This window comes from Humidesulfovibrio sp. (genome assembly GCF_031082295.1).
GTDB lineage: Bacteria > Desulfobacterota > Desulfovibrionia > Desulfovibrionales > Desulfovibrionaceae > Humidesulfovibrio.
The window spans coordinates 142453-160010 of sequence record NZ_JAVHLD010000004.1 but is presented as its reverse complement, the minus strand read 5'-3'; the positions used below and the strand labels follow the sequence as shown (position 1 = coordinate 160010).

13 protein-coding genes are annotated in these 17558 nt (G+C 62.3%); 8 read left to right on the top strand and 5 right to left on the bottom strand.

Features of this window, described 5'->3' with window-relative positions; genetic code table 11:
* The 4 genes from fusA (at position 1) to RDU24_RS04075 (ending at position 6518) form a co-directional block, all read left to right on the top strand.
* Positions 1-2049 (top strand): elongation factor G, encoded by a 2049-nt coding sequence (gene fusA, locus RDU24_RS04090; RefSeq protein ID WP_308734484.1) that lies wholly within the window; start codon positions 1-3, stop codon positions 2047-2049.
* Between the two features lie 205 nt (positions 2050-2254).
* Positions 2255-4522: a chemotaxis protein CheA gene (locus RDU24_RS04085; RefSeq protein ID WP_308734459.1), complete on the top strand. Its 2268-nt coding sequence runs from the start codon at positions 2255-2257 to the stop codon at positions 4520-4522.
* A gap of 35 nt (positions 4523-4557) precedes the next feature.
* Complete coding sequence (locus RDU24_RS04080) at positions 4558-5424, top strand: CheR family methyltransferase (RefSeq protein ID WP_308734483.1); 867 nt, start codon at positions 4558-4560, stop codon at positions 5422-5424.
* 17 nt (positions 5425-5441) lie between these two features.
* A complete protein-coding gene (locus RDU24_RS04075; RefSeq protein ID WP_308734458.1) occupies positions 5442-6518 on the top strand; it encodes a protein-glutamate methylesterase/protein-glutamine glutaminase in 1077 nt (358 codons plus the stop codon).
* On the opposite strand, the gene aat is transcribed toward RDU24_RS04075, so the two are convergent.
* The 5 genes from aat to RDU24_RS04050 all read right to left on the bottom strand — a co-directional run bounded on the left by aat (position 6515) and on the right by RDU24_RS04050 (position 11293).
* Positions 6515-7210: a leucyl/phenylalanyl-tRNA--protein transferase gene (gene aat, locus RDU24_RS04070; RefSeq protein ID WP_308734457.1), complete on the bottom strand. Its 696-nt coding sequence runs from the start codon at positions 7208-7210 to the stop codon at positions 6515-6517. The two genes, RDU24_RS04075 and aat, sit on opposite strands and share 4 nt — an antisense overlap.
* Positions 7211-7235: 25 nt before the next feature.
* Entirely contained in the window at positions 7236-9617 is a 2382-nt protein-coding gene (clpA, locus tag RDU24_RS04065) for an ATP-dependent Clp protease ATP-binding subunit ClpA (RefSeq protein ID WP_308734456.1), read from the bottom strand.
* 3 nt (positions 9618-9620) lie between these two features.
* A complete protein-coding gene (locus RDU24_RS04060) occupies positions 9621-9932 on the bottom strand; it encodes an ATP-dependent Clp protease adaptor ClpS (RefSeq protein ID WP_308734482.1) in 312 nt (103 codons plus the stop codon).
* A 56-nt stretch (positions 9933-9988) separates the two neighbouring features.
* A complete protein-coding gene (locus tag RDU24_RS04055) occupies positions 9989-10609 on the bottom strand; it encodes a class IV adenylate cyclase (protein WP_308734455.1) in 621 nt (206 codons plus the stop codon).
* Between the two features lie 192 nt (positions 10610-10801).
* A complete protein-coding gene (locus RDU24_RS04050) occupies positions 10802-11293 on the bottom strand; it encodes a hypothetical protein (RefSeq protein WP_308734454.1) in 492 nt (163 codons plus the stop codon).
* 80 nt (positions 11294-11373) lie between these two features.
* Between RDU24_RS04050 and uvrB the strand changes: the two genes are divergently transcribed.
* From uvrB to dapB, 4 genes are read left to right on the top strand one after another with little or no spacing between them, the layout of a single operon-like run.
* Positions 11374-13377, top strand: coding sequence for an excinuclease ABC subunit UvrB (gene uvrB, locus RDU24_RS04045; RefSeq protein ID WP_308734453.1), 2004 nt, complete (start codon positions 11374-11376; stop codon positions 13375-13377).
* Entirely contained in the window at positions 13377-14417 is a 1041-nt protein-coding gene (locus RDU24_RS04040; RefSeq protein WP_308734452.1) for a potassium channel family protein, read from the top strand. Before uvrB ends, RDU24_RS04040 begins: the two co-directional genes overlap by 1 nt.
* 10 nt (positions 14418-14427) lie before the next feature.
* Entirely contained in the window at positions 14428-16785 is a 2358-nt protein-coding gene (gene ligA / locus RDU24_RS04035; RefSeq protein WP_308734451.1) for an NAD-dependent DNA ligase LigA, read from the top strand.
* The gene (dapB, locus tag RDU24_RS04030) at positions 16782-17558 is read left to right on the top strand and encodes a 4-hydroxy-tetrahydrodipicolinate reductase (RefSeq protein WP_308734450.1); all 777 of its coding nucleotides are present in this window, start codon (positions 16782-16784) and stop codon (positions 17556-17558) included. The genes ligA and dapB overlap by 4 nt, the downstream gene beginning before the upstream one ends.

The following is a 17558-nucleotide window of genomic DNA, read 5'->3' as shown; positions in this document are numbered from 1 at the left end:
GTGAGCAGAAAACCACTTTCCGCGAAGTACCTGCACGCCATTCGTAATCTGGGCATCATCGCACACATCGATGCAGGCAAGACCACACTGTCTGAACGCATACTGTTCTATGCCGGCCGCATCCACAGGATGGGCGAGGTCCATGAGGGCACCGCCACAATGGATTTTATGCCGGAGGAGCAGGAACGAGGCATTACCATAACGTCCGCTGTGACCTCTTGCGCCTGGAAGGGTTGCACGGTGAACCTCATCGATACGCCCGGGCATGTGGACTTTACGGTTGAGGTCGAGCGCTCCCTGCGTGTGCTCGACGGCGCGGTGGGCGTTTTCTGCGCAGTCAGCGGAGTGGAGCCGCAGTCGGAGACTGTGTGGCGCCAAAGCGAAACCTATCACGTTCCTAAATTGGCCTTTGTGAACAAGATCGATCGGCTGGGCGCTGATTTTTCCGCAGTCCTCGCCTCGATGCGCGAAAAACTCGGGGCCAACGTTGTGCCTCTGCAGGTGCCGGACGGGGAGGGCGCGGAGATGCGCGCCGTGTTCGATCTTGTCGGGATGGAGCGGCTGGTGTTCGACACGGAAACCAAAGGTGCCGAGTATGAACGGTTTCCGTTGACCAGCGCCGAGGCCGAGCGCGTGGCTCCCTGGCGTGAGCAGCTGCTTGAGGCGCTATCCGAGCACGACGACGCCATCATGGAGGCCTACCTTGCCGGTGAGGACATTCCGGCTGAAACGCTGCGCGCCGCGATCCGCAAGGCCACCATTGCCCTTTCCATCGTGCCCGTGCTGGCCGGTTCTGCCCTTAAAAACATAGGCGTGCAGCCGCTCATGGACGCTGTGTGCGACTATTTGCCGAGCCCTCTGGACCTTCCAGGACAGCAGGGGATTGACCCGGATACGCACCAGCCGAAAACCTTTGCCGTTGACCCCGAGGCGCCGCTCTCCGCCCTGGTGTTCAAGGTTGTCATGGAGTCCGGACGCAAGCAGTCGTTCTTGCGCATCTATTCCGGGCATTTGTCCGAGGGCGAGAGCGTGCTGAATGTGACCCACGGCACTGAGGAGCGCGTGGCCCGGTTGTTTCGGCTGCACGCCGATCGCCGCGAGAAGATCGAAGTCGCCCGCGCCGGAGAGATTGTCGCGGCTGCGGGAATGCGTTTTGGACGCACCGGGGACACCCTTGCCCACAAGGACAATCCCATCCTGCTTGAGCAAATTGCAGCGTACAAGCCTGTGCTTTCACTTGCCATCGAGCCTCGCAACGCCGAGGAGTCCGACAAGCTTGATGAGGTACTCCAGCGCTACCTGCTGGAAGATCCGACCTTGACCGTGGTGCGCGACCCGGAAACCAGCCAGGTGATCCTCTCGGGCATGGGAGAACTGCATCTTGAGGTGTTGCTTGAGCGCATGGCTCGTGAGCATGGGCTGAAGCCGCGCACGGGCAAGCCACAGGTCGTCTTCCAGGAGACCGTCACCAAGAGCGCTGAGGCCAGCGAGGAATTCCACCGCGAACTTGGCGAGGTCATGCACTATGGTGCGGTTCGCCTTGCTGTTGAACCTTTGCCGCGCGGAGCGGGAAGGGAGGTCTTGTTTGAAATCGACACCGTGCTCATACCGCAAGCCTGGACAGACGCCGTGGATGAAGGCCTGCGTGACGGGCTGCAATGCGGGGTGCTTGGCGGCTATCCTGTCTTGGATGTGAAGATCCGTGTGCTCGACATGCCACGCAAGGAGGGCGAGTCGAGCCCGGCCGGATACCGCATGGCCGCTGCCATGGCGCTGCGGAGCGTGCTCGGTCTTGCCGCACCCATGCTGCTAGAACCCATCATGTGGCTGGAGATCAGCGCGCCTGACGCCTTTGTGGGCGAGGTCGTCGGCCTGCTTGGGGCCAAAGGCGCCAAGATCGAGAACATCATTGATCGTGGGGGGCAGAAAACTGTCCAGGCTTTTGCCGCACTGCGCCAGATGTTCGGATTCTCCACTTCATTACGCTCCGGCACCCAGGGGCGCGCATCTTTTGTCATGAAATTCGCTAAGTTTGATGTACTTTCTTAAGCCGATCGCGTTCGCATTACTTCGACAACCGATCACCTTCCAACGTCGATATTTTCGCTTTGGTGCTTGTACGCCTCGGGTTTTTGGTTGTAACTTGCTGCTTAAATGATATGATTAGATATTGGCGAAGAATAATTTGACAATGAACCAATGTCTCGAAGCTGAGCAATGCTGTCCGCCAACGTTGCTATGAGGACGCGTGAATATGTCCGATGATCAAGGTTGCGAAATATTTAGAGAAGAAGCCTATGACCTCTTGGGAGAGCTGGAGGCGACGCTTCTTGAGCTGGAAGCCAGTCCCCAGGATCTTGATTTGGTTAACAAGGTGTTTCGCGCCTTGCACACGGTCAAAGGGTCTGGCGCCATGTTCGGGTTCGACGACATTGCGCACTTCACTCATGATCTTGAAAATGTCTTCGACAAGGTGCGCAACGAGCAGCTTGAAGTCACCAAAGACCTGATCACAATTTCATTCTCCGCGCGTGACCACATCCTTGGGATGCTCAACGGTCCTGATGTGGCAGGCAATGGCACCCCGGAAGTCGGCGAGAAGATCCTGGGCCAGATTCGCGGGCTGTTGGCACCACCGGCGCCTGAGCCTGAACCTGAGGCCAAACCCACCGCGCCTGAAAAAGCATCTCATACTCCGTCACCGCCGCTGGAGCCACAGCCAACGGCTGCCCCTGACCTTATTTGCTACCGCATCCTCATCACCCCGCGAAAGCGTAAGGTAGGCAAGGAACTCCATCTCGAGCCGTTGTTTGACGAGTTGCGCAAACTCGGTGAGTGCGTTGTTCGCATCGACCACAGGGCCTTGCCTGAACTGGGTGAGCTTGACCCTCAGGCGCTGTACCTGAAGTGGGAGGTGGATATCATCACCGGCGCCGGAGAGGAAGCCATCCGCGACTTGTTCATGTTCGTCGATGTTGACCTTGATGTGGACATCCGGGTTGTTCCGATCGGGACACCTTCTGACGTTCCGCTGCCGGCGTTCGTTTCGGCTGTGGCTTTACAGGAACCGGCGCCCGCATCTTCTGAAGGTGTCGAACACGTGATCGCAGCGGCGGATGCTCCGCCGGAGCGGCCCACAAGTCTTGATATTGCGCCCGCTGCGTCTGCCCCCAAGCTTGGCGAGATCCTTGTCCAGGATGGAGCCATCAAGGCTGAGGACCTGGAGAAGGCTCTTGGGCAGCAGAAGCCCATCGGCAAGATTCTCACGGAATCCGGCCTGGTCTCACCGGAACAGGTCGAACAGGCTTTTGTGAAGCAGCAGCAAACGCGCGAAGCTGCCGCGGCCAGACAACAGAAGGACGCCGGGACAAGCCTGCGCGTCGCCGCGGACAAGCTGGATCTTCTCGTTGACCTTGTGGGAGAGCTCGTCATCGTGCAGGCGCAGGTTTCCCAGATCGTCACCGAACGTTCCGACCCCATTCTGACTGTGCTGGCGGAACAACTCGAGCGACTGAGCAGCGACCTGCGCGACAGCACCCTCGGCATACGCATGTTGCCCATCGGCACGACCTTCAGCAAATTCCGCCGACTTGTGCGCGACCTCTCCTCCGAACTCGGCAAGGAGGTTGAACTGGTCACCAAGGGTGAGGAGACGGAGCTGGACAAGACCGTTCTGGAACGCCTTGGCGATCCGCTTGTGCACCTCATCCGCAACAGCATCGACCATGGCATCGACATGCCCGAGGAGCGCAAGGCCGCCGGAAAACGTCCTGAAGGAACGATTCTCCTTGAGGCCGAGCATTCGGGGAGCGAGGTGCTCATCCGCATCACCGATGACGGAAAGGGCATGGACGCCGAACGCATACGCCAAAAGGCCGTGGAAAAGGGCCTCATTGCGGCAGATGCGGAGCTGAGCGACCAGGAAGCCTTGAAGCTCATCTTCCTGCCTGGATTCTCCACCGCGGCCAAGGTGACGAACATATCTGGCCGAGGCGTCGGCATGGATGTGGTGCACCGGGCCATCGACTCCCTGCGCGGGGCCATCGAGGTCAAGAGCGCGCCTGGAAAGGGCACCACCATCACCATCCGCCTGCCGCTCACCCTCGCCATCATCGAGGGCCTGCAAGTGCAGTGCGCCGATTCCTACTACGTCATCCCGCTGTCGTTGGTTGAGGAATGCGTGGAGCTGCACAGCAAGGATGTCGACCCCACCCGGAATCAGCAGATCATCCACCTTCGCGGCGAGTTGGTGCCCTACATTCACCTGCGCCGCTGGTTCGAGATGGAGGGAGAACCCCCGGCCATCGAACAGATCGTCATCACCGGCGTGGAGGGCAACCGCGTCGGTATCGTGGTGGATCGGGTCGTTGGTGAGCATCAGACCGTCATCAAGAGCCTGGGGCGCGTGTATCGTGATGTCGAAGGCATTTCCGGCGCCACAATCAAGGGCGATGGCACTCTGGCCTTGATCCTTGATGTGCCAAGGCTTGTCCGCTCCGTCATTGCAGAAACCTCAAACTGACGGCAACGGTCGCAATGGCTGACAACACTTCGCGCATGGACGGACGCAGGCGCAAGGAGGTGCAGGAACCGACGCATCTCTTGCGCATGAACGATCGCATCTTCGACCGCTTCAGTGAATTCATCAAGACAGAGCTGGGCATCAAAATGCCGGCCTCCAAGAAGACGCTCCTTGAGGCCAGGCTGCAGAAGCGGCTCCGTGAACTCTGCATGAACTCGCACGATGAGTATTGCGAGTACCTTTTCAGCGCTTCCGGCATGGAAGAGGAGCTCTCAAAGCTCGTAGACGTGGTGACCACCAACACGACGGATTTTTTCCGCGAGCCCAAGCATTTCGAGCTGCTCTCCCGCTCCATCTTGCCTGAATTCTACTCACGCAGGGGAGGCGCGCGCAATGTCAACATCTGGAGCGCTGGCTGCTCTTCTGGCGAAGAGCCCTATACGCTCGGCATCGTCCTAAGCGAGTTCGCACGGCAGAATCCCGGCTTCACTTTCAGCATCCTGGCCACCGACATCTCGACGAAAGTCCTGCGCATGGCCGTCAGCGCCGTGTATCCCGAAGCGAAGATTCACCCCATCCCGATGGAATTGCGCAAGCGATACCTGCTCCGCAGCAAGGACCGCACGAAAAAGGTGGTGCGCATTGCGCCCGAGGTGCGCAGCCATGTTCGCTTCAGGCGCCTCAACTTCATGGAAGAGTTTAACTTTGACGGCAAGTTGGACATCATTTTCTGTCGCAACGTTGTCATCTACTTTGATCGCCAAACGCAGGAAAAGCTTTTCAGTCGCTTTTGCAGGAAGCTTAGCCCTGGCGGCTACCTGTTCATTGGCCATTCCGAAAGTTTAGCAGGCATGGATCTTCCGCTGGAGCCGGTTGCTCCCACGGTATATCGACGCATCTAGGATCTGAGGAACTACGCATGAGCAGGCCTATTCGCGTTTTGGTCATCGATGACTCAGCCCTGGTGCGCCAGACGCTAACGGATATTTTGCAGTCCGATCCCGATATCAAGGTCATCGGCGCGGCCGTTGACCCCATCGCCGCCGCCGAGAAGATGCGCGAGCTCGCTCCCGATGTCATTACACTGGACATCGAGATGCCGCGCATGGACGGACTGACCTTCCTGCGCAAGCTCATGAGCCAGCACCCCATCCCTGTCGTCATTTGCTCGTCCCTGGCAATCGAAGGGGATGAGACCACCTTCCGGGCCTTCGAGTATGGGGCTGTGGAGATCATTACCAAGCCTAAGCTCGGCACCAAGAAGTTCCTGGAGGAATCGCGGGTGCGCATCTGCGATGCCGTGAAGGCCGCAGCGCAGTCCAAGGTCCGGCCCCTTTCGGCCACCATGCCCATGAAGGTGGCCCCGAAGCTTGATGCCGACGTCATGCTGGCCAAGGCCGCTGGCGCGCCGATGAATTTCCGCACCACTGAAAAGGTCGTGCTTGTGGGAGCCTCCACTGGAGGAACCGAGGCCCTGCAGACGTTTCTGACCTCTCTGCCGCTGGACTGCCCGGCCATCGCCGTGGTCCAGCACATGCCGGAAAACTTCACCGCGGCCTTCGCCAAGCGCCTGGACAGCATCTGCCGCATCACCGTCAGGGAGGCCAAGGACAACGACACGCTGCTGCGTGGCCAGGCGCTCATCGCTCCCGGGAGCCTGCACATGCTGCTCAAGCGCAGCGGCGCGCGCTACCATGTGGAGGTCAAGGACGGGCCTCTGGTCTCTCGCCACAGGCCCTCTGTCGATGTGCTCTTCCGGTCCGGCGCTCGGTATGCGGGAAAAAACGCGGTCGGCGTCATCATGACCGGCATGGGCGACGATGGGGCCAAGGGCATGCGCGAGATGTACGATGCCGGCGCCTACACTATCGCCCAGGACGAGGCCAGTTGCGTTGTCTTCGGAATGCCCGCCGAGGCCATCAAGGCCGGGGGCGTCAAAAAGGTCATGCCGCTAACTGGCATCGCCTCCGAGATCATTCGCTACTGCAAGGACTAGGCGTCCTCAGAATCGCACGACCATTTTCCGGACAAGGCCGGGCTGTTGAGCCCTGACGAGACGCGCTGTAAAAACTCCCTGCGTGAGAACTCGCGCGCGCCGAAGCGCAGCAGGTGCGGCGTCGTCTGCTGGCAGTCGATGAGCGTGCAGCCACGAGACGCCAGCCAACGCACCAGGGACACAAAGGCGGCCTTGGAGGCGTCTGATTCAGCGAAATACATGGACTCCCCGAAGAACACGCTGCCAAGCGCCACGCCGTACACTCCGCCGACCAGCCGACCTTCACGCCAGACCTCCGCCGAGTGGGCGATGCCCAGGGCGTGCAGGCGCACATAGGCCGTGACCATTTCGGGCACGATCCAGGTGCCGCTTTGCCCCGGACGTGGTGCCCGCGCGCAGGCGTTGATGACCTCGGCAAAAGCCGTGTCCAGGGTGAAGCGGAACCGTTTGGAATTGAGAACGCGCCTCAAGCTTGTGGGCACATGCAGACAGGCTGGCTCGAGCGCAAGGCGAGGGTCGGGTGACCACCAGAGGATGGGTGAGCCCTCGGAATACCAGGGAAAGATTCCGCGCGCGTAGGCTTCCACCAGGCGCTCGGGCGTGAGATCGCCGCCAATGGCCAGGAGCCCGTCAGGGTCCGCCTCATCCGGATCCGGGAACACCGGCTGGTCGAAGAGGCGGTAAATGGTCATGCCCGTATCCTGGACGAATAGCCAGCTATTTGCCTTGCGCGTGGTGGAGCGGGGTATAGCTGAAGGCGAAATCGCCGGAGCAGGCCCCGCTGTGGTCCTTGGTGCCGCATGGCTTGGCTTCTGGATCAATGCCGGGAGCCACGTCAACCAGCACCTCGCCGCCCTTTTGCAGGCTGCCGAACAGAAGCTCCGGCGCGATGGCGTCCTTGATCTCCACCTGGACCACGCGGGCCATGGGGCGCGCGCCAAACGACGGGTCGTACCCGAGCACCGCCAGACGGGTACGCGCCGCGTCGGTCAGGCGCACGGTCACGCGGCGGCCCTTCAACTGCTCGGAGAGTTCGTTGATGTTCTTGTCCACCACCCTGAGCATGGTCTCGCGCGTGAGGGCTTCAAAAGGCACGATGGCGTCCAGACGGTTGCGGAACTCCGGGCTGAAGAGGCGTTCCACGGCCTTGAGCGCGCCGGCCTTGCGGTCGCTGTCGGCGCTTTTCGGGTCATTGCGCGAGAAGCCCAGGCTGCCCTTGGCCAGCTCCTGGGCCCCGGCGTTGCTGGTCATGAGCAGGATGGTCTGGCGGAAGTCGGCCTTGCGCCCGGTGTTGTCGGTCAGGGTCGCGTAGTCCATGATCTGCAGCATGATGTTGAACACGTCGGGGTGGGCCTTTTCGATCTCATCGAATAGCACGACGCAATGCGGGGTCTTGCGCACGGCCTCGGTGAGCAGTCCGCCCTGGTCGAAGCCAACGTAGCCCGGAGGCGCGCCGATGAGCCTGCTCACCGCGTGCTTTTCCATGTACTCGCTCATGTCGTAGCGCAGGAACTCCACGCCCATGACCTTGGCCAGCTGGCGCGCGAGCTCTGTCTTGCCCACGCCCGTGGGGCCGGTGAGCAGGAACGCGCCCAGTGGCCGTCCCGGCTGCTTCATGCCCGCCCGGGAACGGCGGATGGCCTTGGAAAGCACCGCCACGGCCTGGTCCTGCCCATAGACGGCCTTTTTGATTTCGTCCTCAAGATCGCGCAGGCGGTCCTTGTCCGTGCCGGACAGGCGCTTGGCCGGTATCCGCGCCATGCGGGCGATGACGCGCTCCACGTCCTGGGCCGTTATGCGGCCCTCCTTGCGAATCGAATGACGTCCGGCCTTGGCGCTGGCGGGGTTGGCCGAGAGCTTGAACTGCGCCCCGGCCTCGTCCAGCACGTCTATGGCCTTGTCCGGCAGGAACCGCTCGGTGATGTAGCGCGCGGAGAGCTGGGCGGCGCTTTTGATGGCCGGGGGCGTATAGGTCACTCCGTGGAATTCTTCGTAATAGGGCTTGAGGCCCTTCAGTATCTCGATGGTCTCGTCGACGCTTGGCTCCAGGATGTCGATTTTCTGGAAGCGGCGCGACAGGGCGCGGTCCTTCTCGAAATGGGTGCGGTACTCCTCAAAGGTCGTGGAGCCGATGCAGCGGATTTCGCCCGAGGCCAGGAACGGCTTCAGGATGTTCGAGGCGTCCAGGCTGCCGCCGGACACAGCTCCCGCGCCCACGATGGTGTGGATCTCGTCCACGAACAGGATGGCGCCGGGGATGTTCTTCAGTTCAGCAAGCACTCCTTTGAGCCTGGCTTCGAAGTCGCCCCTGTACTTGGTTCCGGCCAGGAGCGCGCCCATGTCCAGCGCAAAGACCTGTGCGTCTGCGAACTGCTCGGGCACTCGGCCTTGCGCGATCTGAAGGGCCAGGCCCTCGGCCATGGCGGTCTTGCCAACGCCTGGGTCGCCCACCAGGATGGGGTTGTTCTTGCGTCTGCGCGCCAGGACCTGGATGGTGCGTTCAAGCTCCGCGGCGCGTCCGATGAGAGGGTCAATGCCGCCAGCCTTGGCCTTGAGCGTCAGGTCGCGGGTGAATTCCTCAAGCGGGTTCTTGCGTTGCTGTCCCTCCTGGCGGCTGCCGGGGCGGACGGGGGTCTCCTCGTCGCCGTGCTGGGCCGAAGCGCCGGTCTCGTGCGGCAGGCCGTGAGAGATGTATTCCAGCACGTCCAGCCGGGTAATGCCGTGGCCGGTGAGGAAGAACACCGCAAAGGAGTCTTCTTCCTCGAACATGGCGGCGATGACGTCGCCCACCTCGACAAGCTGCTTGCCCGAGGATTCCTTCTGCCAGACGGCGCGCTGCATGACGCGGCGCACACTCAAGGTCTGCACGACCTCGCTCTCGGCGTCCGCGGGCAGGGGGTCCATGTGCTCGGAAAAGAATCCCTCAAGCTGCGTGCGCAACTTGTCCACATCCGCGCCGCAGGCGTCGAGGATGTCGGAACTGGCGGCTTCGCGGGTCATGGCGTAGAGCAGATGCTCCAGGGTGAGATATTCGTGCCTGCGCCTGCGCACCTCGTGGAACGCGCTGGTGAGGACCGCCTCAAGGCCTTTGCTTAACATGGGCTAGACCTCCTCCATGCTGGCGCGCAGGGGAAAGCCTGCGGCCTTGGCCATGACGTGGACCGTGTCCACCTTGGTTTCCGCAACCTCGGCCGTGTAGACGCCGCATTCGCCCATCCCTTGCTGGTGCACGGCCAGCATGATGCGCGTTGCTTCGTGCTCGGGCTTTTGGAACACCCGGCGCAACACATGCACAACGAACTCCATGCTCGTGTAGTCGTCGTTGTGCAGAAGCACCTTGAAGCGCCTCGGCTCCCTGAGCTCACTCTCGTCAAAGAGGCCCGGCGCGTTGCGGGTGTCGGTCTGGCCGCTCATTTTAAACATGCTCTGCGTTGCAGTCTCGTATCCATGGTGGTGATATTAGGCACTCTCTAGCCGCCTGTCGAGGGGGGCGCCTCAAACATGTCCGTGGCGCGGCGGGCCAGGAGGCGCGCCTTGACCTCGTCGGTGAAGACGAAGGACTCGTCCGGGGTCTCGCCTCGCGCTTCGCGTGCCTGGCGGTTCAGGTCGTGGTAGGTGGCTGTGGAGGCATTGCCTCGTGCAAGGCCCAGGGCTCGGGAGCACGTGTCGATGTCGTCCTCGGTGCCTTCGACCTCAACAAAGTCGCCGAAAGGCAGGGTGTCCAGGCATACCTCGCAGCCGAGCAGCGACCACTTCTCGCGGACCTTTTCGTAGCGCAGGGCGGGCGTGAATCCAAGCCCCGCAAGGATGGCGGCCATGTTCTTGGCGTCGGCCACGTCGGTCTCTGTTTCGTCGCATATCTTGGCATTGGCCGAGGCCGTGTCGCCCACGGTCCGCTTGAGGGTCAGCACGACGCGGCCGAACTTCTCGCGCAGGCGCAGCAAAGTTCCGGCGGCTTTCAGGCTGCGCGAGGCATCGTCGAAAACGATGTTCGACTCGAACCATCGCCCGACTTTGGACGCACCCTGATCGGCCAGGCTTTGGCGTAGCGAGTCGTGGTCCACATCAAGGTACTTGATCTCGATTTCCATGACCATTTTCCGCTTTTCTCCCGTGTATGGTGCTGCTAGGGTGCCTTGAGCGCCAAGCGTTGCGATTGCTCGAGTGGCGCTGCCCTAGCGGCGGCCGAGCAAAAGCTCCGTACCGCCCGGCTTGGGCCAGCGAGGTTCAGCCAGGACAAACTCCCGCCACTCTCAAGCGTAAGAGGCAGTGGCCCCTGTGCGTTAGCTCGGGTTGCCCTCGGTCTCAACGATGGGCGGATGCTGTCCCAGGTCATAGAAGCCGCGCAAGGGGATTTTCAGGTCGAAGTGCGGGATGCGCTCGAAGTGGATGAACCCGATGGTCTTGCCCTCGCTCATGTCCGAGAGCGCCATGAGGCCGACAGGCACCGGGAAGGGAATGGGCATTGACGTGATGGCCGTGAGCTTGTTGGCGTAATGCTCCTTGAGGTAGTCCAGCACGCGGTCGCGTTCTTCGGCGGTTAGGGACTCCAGCACGACGCGTCGGCTCCCGGCAGCCTCCTCGGCCTCGGACATGCCCTGCGCGGCGAGGAGCTTGTCCCAGTCGATGGCTTCCTCTTCCTCGGGGTCCCAGGTGTGTCGGAAGAGATGAACCTCCACGTCGCGACGGCCCTTGAAGCTCTTGATGGTCATGCTGAGCGCGAAGGCGCGGTCGATGGGCAGGTCCTTGCCGGCTGGAATGATCTCAATGTCCACGTGTGCCTCCGGGCGTCTGAAGTTTCGTCAATGTAGTTGGTTTGGCCCCCATGTTCAAGGGGGGCGACAGGGCGGTGATGATGACCAGGCCTTTCGAGATAGTGAGCGACTTTACGCCGAAGGGTGACCAGCCCCAGGCCATCGAGGAGCTGTGCGCCAACCTGCTGGCCGGGGTGCGGCACCAGGTGCTCCTGGGCGTCACGGGCTCCGGCAAGACCTTCACCGTCGCCAACCTGGTGTCGCGGCTGAACCGGCCTGCGCTGGTGCTTGCACCCAACAAGACCCTGGCGGCCCAGCTCTTCAACGAGTTCCGTGGGTTGTTCCCGAATAACGCCGTCGAGTACTTCGTCAGTTATTACGACTATTATCAACCCGAAGCCTACCTGCCGCACTCGGACACGTACATCGAAAAAGATTCAAGCATCAACGACGACATTGACAAGCTGCGCCACGCCGCCACCCACGCGCTTCTGACGCGGCGCGACGTCATCATCGTCGCCTCGGTGTCCTGCATCTATGGCCTGGGCTCTCCGGAATACTACGCCAAGATGATCATTCCCGTTGAGGTGGGCCAGCAGTTGAGCCTGGAGGCGCTCATGCGCCGCCTGGTCGAGGTCCACTACGAGCGCAACGACGTCGACTTTCACCGCGGCACTTTCCGCGTTCGCGGCGACGCCCTGGAGCTCATCCCGGCCTATAGCCGCGAGAAGGCGCTGCGCCTGAACTTCTTCGGGGACGAGATCGAGAGCATTCAGGAGACCGACCCGCTCACCGGCCAGGTGCTGGCCAGCATGCAGAAGACGGTCATCTATCCCGGCAGCCACTATGTGTCCGACCAGGACAACCTGAAGCGCGCCACCGACGACATCCGCAAAGAGCTGCAGGAGCGGCTGGCCGAGTTCAAGGCCCAGAACAAGCTTGTGGAGGCCCAGCGCCTGGAGCAGCGGACCATGTACGACCTGGAGACCATCGAGGAGCTGGGCTACTGCAACGGCATCGAGAACTACTCGCGGCACCTGGACGGCCGTGCGCCGGGGGAGCCGCCTGCCACCCTCATTGACTATTTTCCCGACGACTTTCTCTTTTTCATCGACGAGAGCCACATCACCGTGCCCCAGGTGGGCGGCATGTTCAACGGCGACTTCTCGCGCAAGAGCACCCTTGTGGACTTCGGCTTTCGTCTGCCCAGCGCCCTGGACAACCGCCCCCTCAACTTCGAGGAGTTCAAGGCCAGGCTCGGGCAGGTCGTCTACGTCTCGGCCACGCCCGGACCCTGGGAGCTCGACCAGGCCCAAGGGCTTGTGGTGGAGCAGGTCATCCGGCCCACAGGGCTTGTGGACCCGGAGATCGACATGCGCCCCGTGAAGGGCCAGGTGGACGATCTGCTGGCCGAGTGCAAGGTTCGCGTTGCGCGCGACGAACGCGTGCTCGTGACGACCCTCACCAAGCGCATGGCCGAGGACTTGACCGACTACCTGAACCAGATGGGCGTCACCGCACGCTACCTGCACTCGGACATCGAGACCCTGGAGCGCATGGCCATCATTCAGGCTCTGCGCGCCGGTGAGTTCAGCGTGCTTGTGGGCATCAATCTGCTGCGCGAGGGCCTGGACATCCCCGAGGTTTCGCTTGTGGCGATACTTGACGCGGACAAGGAGGGCTTTCTGCGCAGCACGCGCTCGCTCATACAGACCTTTGGCCGCGCAGCCCGCAACGCCGGGGGCAGGGTTGTGCTCTACGCGGACAAGGAGACGCCCTCCATGCGCTCGGCACTTGACGAGACCGCCCGCAGGCGCGAGAAGCAGTTGCAGTATAATGCCGCAAACGGCATTGTGCCGGAGACCATCAAGAAGGGGCTGGACAATCTGCTGGGATCGCTCGCCGCGCACATAGCCCCGGAGGGCCAGGAGCTGACGCCGGACGACCTGCTGCGTGAGCTGGACCCCAAACGGCTCAGGAAGGAGATCGCCGCCCTGGAGCGCGAGATGCGCGAGGCGGCGAAGGAACTTGAGTTTGAGCGAGCGGCGGCACTGCGCGACAGGGTTGTGGCACTGCGCGAACGACTGCTGCAACTGGGGGAATAGTGAAGCTTCCGCGACTGGACATGGCCAAGATCAGGGCCGTCAAAGACAAATGGGGCACGTTGTTCCAGGTCATGCTTGGCGTTTGCCTTATGGTTCTGGTCTTCCTGGCGGGCCTGACGGTGTTCATGCGTGTGGAAGGCTGGGGCTTCATCGACAGCTTCTACATGATGGTCATCACCCTCTCCACCGTCGGCTTCGGAGAGATACATCCCCTCTCGGAAAAGGGCCGCCTGCTTACTGCCTTGGTCATCATCTGCGGCGTGGGCAACTTCGCTTTCATCGTCAGTTCTTTCACGCGCATGCTCGTGGACGGGCATCTGCACAATCTCATGTGGAGGCGCAAGGTGCAAAAGCGCATCGATAAGCTTGAGAACCATTACATCATTTGCGGGTATGGGCGCATAGGCCACGTGGTGGTGCAGGAAATCCTCAAGGTCAGCCAGGACGTCGTCGTGGTGGAGACGGAGCCGGTCCTCGTTGAGCGGCTCAAGCGTGAAGGCATCATGCACATCTCCGGCGACGCGACCAACGACAAGCTGCTCATCGACGCGGGCCTCAAGCGCGCAAAATGCATCGTCACCGCGCTGACCGACGAAGCCGCAAATGTCTACGTCACCCTTACCGCGCGCCAGCTGAATTCAACGATCTACATCGTTGCCCGCGCCAACGACGCTTCGCACATCACACGGCTTGAGTTCGCAGGCGCCAACAAGGTCGTGCTGCCGCATCTCATCGGCGGCGTCCGCATGGCCCACACCGTGTTGCGCCCGACGGTGACCGACTTTCTTGATCTGGCTGTGCGCGGGCACATCGATCTGCAGCTTGAGCAGTTGCTCATCAGCGAAAAGTCCGGCTTTGTAGGCAAGAACCTCATGGATTCCAACATCCGCAAGGACTTTGACCTGATCATCGTGGCCATCAAGCACGCTGACGGCGACCTGGTGTTCAACCCCGGTCCGAAGCAGGAGCTTTGCGCCGGAGACACGCTCATCACCCTGGGCCGTCAAACGGACCTCCAGAAGATCAGCGAACTTTTGTGAGCGCCAGGCCATGACTTCGCTCGACCCGGCGCTGCGCGCGCGTGAGCTGCGCGAGTTGCTGGAATACCACAACCACCGCTACTACGTCCTCGACAGCCCGGAGATCTCCGACGCAGAGTACGATGTTCTGTTCCGCGAGCTTCAGGCTATCGAGGCCGAACACCCGGAACTTTCCGACCCCAACTCTCCCACCCGTCGCGTGGGCGGGCAGGTGGCCGAGGGCTTCAAGCCCCACCGCCACGCCCTGCCCATGATGAGCCTCGACAACGCCATGAACCTGGACGAGTGGCGCGAATTCGCCGAGGTGAAGCTGCCCAACGCCTTTCGCGACGCCGTCACCGAGGTCGTGCTGAACGACATCGAGAAGGGCATCGGCCGCGCCTTCACGCGCACTGACAAGCAGGATGAGCGCAAGGAATTGGCCACGAAGTTGCGGCCCATGGTGGACGCCGCGCTCCTGTCACCCGGCGGTGGCGGTTGGCCAGCCCTGGCTTCCGAGGCCGGGCGCCTGGGCGCGCTGCGCTCGCTCCTGCCCATGATCCGCATGGGCGGACCGCTTGGACTGCCCGGTCTGCAAGCTTTGGCGCAGGCTATCGGCCCGGACGCACGCGCAGAGCTTGGCCGTTTCTGGGCCGAGCCCAAGATGGACGGACTGGCTGGCGAGGTCGTTTACGAGGCCGGGGCGTTGTCTGTGGCCTCCACGCGGGGCGATGGCGAGGAGGGCGAGGATGTCACCGCCAACATGCGCATGGTGCGCAACCTGCGCGGGACTCTGCTGCGAGGCGCCTCCCCCCTCCCTGACACCCTCGACGTGCGTGGTGAGGTGGTCATCGGCCAGAAGGAATTCGCTGAGCTGAACGAGGCTCAGGAGGCCGCTGGCCTGAAGCGTTTCGCCAATCCGAGAAACGCTGCCGCTGGCAGCATTCGCCAGCTTGATCCGAACATTGTTGCCGCTCGTCCGCTTCGTTTCCTCGCCTACGGCGCAGGCCGCATGCTTTGGCCTGAGGGGGCAAGCGGCTGGCGCTCGCAATCGGAGATCATGGCTGGTCTGGCTCAGCTTGGGCTGGCGACGGCACCTGACGCCAGGCTTTGCTGCTCCGCTGAGGACGTAGCCCGCTTCTACCTCGACCTTCAGTCGCGTCGCGCCAGCCTCCCCTTTGAGATCGACGGGGTGGTGGCAAAGGTCAACAACCTTGCCTTGCAGGAACTGCTGGGACAGACCGCCCGCGCCCCGCGCTGGGCGCTCGCGCTCAAGTTCCCCCCGGAGCGCGCCGTGACGCGCCTGCTGAACATCGCCATCCAGGTGGGGCGCACAGGCGTTCTCACCCCCGTGGCCGAACTGGCACCCGTGCGCGTGGCCGGGGTCGAGGTTTCGCGCGCCACTTTGCACAACCAGAGCCATATGCAGACGCTTGACATCCGCGTGGGTGATCAGGTGGTGATCCAGCGCGCAGGAGATGTGATTCCTCAGGTAGTTGAGGTGGTTGCAAACGAGCGTGACGGCTCGGAACAGCCTTTCGCCTTCCCGCAGACCTGCCCGCAATGCGGCAGCGCCGTGGTCAGCGAGGACAAGGTGACATACTGCCCCAACCACGCATGCCCGGCCCGCGTGGTGCTTGGCATCGTGCACTTCGTGTCCAAGGCCGGGCTGGCCATGGACGGAGTGGGTGAAAAATGGGTGGAGCGCCTGACCCAGGAGGGCTACCTCAAGTCACCGGCGGACCTGTTCACGCTGACCAAGGAACAGCTCCAAGGCTTTGAGCGCATGGGCGAGAAGAGCGCCGAAAATTTCGTGAAGTCCGTCGAGGACGGGCGCAAGTCCGCCACGTTGGCGAGGTTCATCAGCGCCCTGGGCATAGAGTTGGTGGGTGAGCAGACAGCCAAGACCCTGGCGGGGCATTTCACCGATCTCGACGCCTTGTCCAAGGCCGAGGAGGCGGAGTTGCGCAACCTCAAGGACGTCGGCGGCAAAGTCGCCGCGAGCATCCGCGCCTTCTTCGCCAACGAGGGCAACAAGGCCATGCTGGAGCGTTTCCGCGAGTTCGGGCTGTGGCCTACGGGCGGGCAGCGGGCCGATGCAGCGAGCCTGCCCCTGAGCGGACAGACGTTTGTCTTTACCGGAGGGCTGCCGGGCATGAGCCGACCCCAGGCCCAGGCCTTGGTTGAGCGGTTGGGCGCGAGCTGCTCCGGCTCGGTGTCGCGCAAGGTGGACGTTGTGGTCGCTGGCGAGGAGGCCGGGAGCAAGCTCGCCAAAGCCAGGGACCTTGGCCTCAGGATATTGGACTTTCCGCAATTTTTGGCTATGCTGCAGCAGCATGGACTCGAGCCGGACACAAGCGGCACACATAACACGGAGAAATCATCATGACAGACGTCATCATCATGGGCGGCTGTGGCCGCATGGGCGCAACCCTGATTCGCCTTTCCCAGCAGGATTCTGAGCTGGAGGTCAAGGCTGTCGTGGAGCGCGCCGAGCGCCTGGACGAACTGGAAACCCTGGACTGCGTCGTGTCGAGCGACCTCGACGAGGTTCTGGCCAAGACCCCTCGCGCCGTGGTTGTGGAGTTCACCTCGCCGGAGGCGACCCTTGAGCATGTGCGCATCTGCCGCAAGCACGGCAACCCGATGGTTGTCGGCACCACGGGGCTCAAGCCCGAGCAGGTGGAGCAGATGGCCGCGGCCGCCAAGGATGTGCCATTGCTCCTGGCCCCGAACATGAGCGTGGGCGTCAACGTCCTCTTGAAAATCCTGCCGCAGCTGGTGCAGATGCTCGGCTCGGCCTACGACATGGAAATGGTGGAGATCCACCACGGACGCAAGAAAGACTCCCCCAGTGGCACGGCCTTGAAGCTCGCCGAATGCATGGCCGAGGCGCGTGGCTGGGTGTACGACGAGGTCAAGCGCCACTGCCGCGACGGCATCATCGGCGAGCGCCCGCAGAAGGAAGTCGGTGTCATGGCCCTGCGTGGCGGCGATGTGGTGGGCGACCACACGGCCTACTTCTTCGGACCCGGCGAGCGCATTGAGGTGACGCACCGGGCGCATTCGCGCGAGACTTTTGCCCAGGGCGCGCTGCGCGCAGCCAAGTGGCTGGCCAAGCAGCAGCCGGGCCGCCTCTACGGCATGGCCGACCTGTTTTAG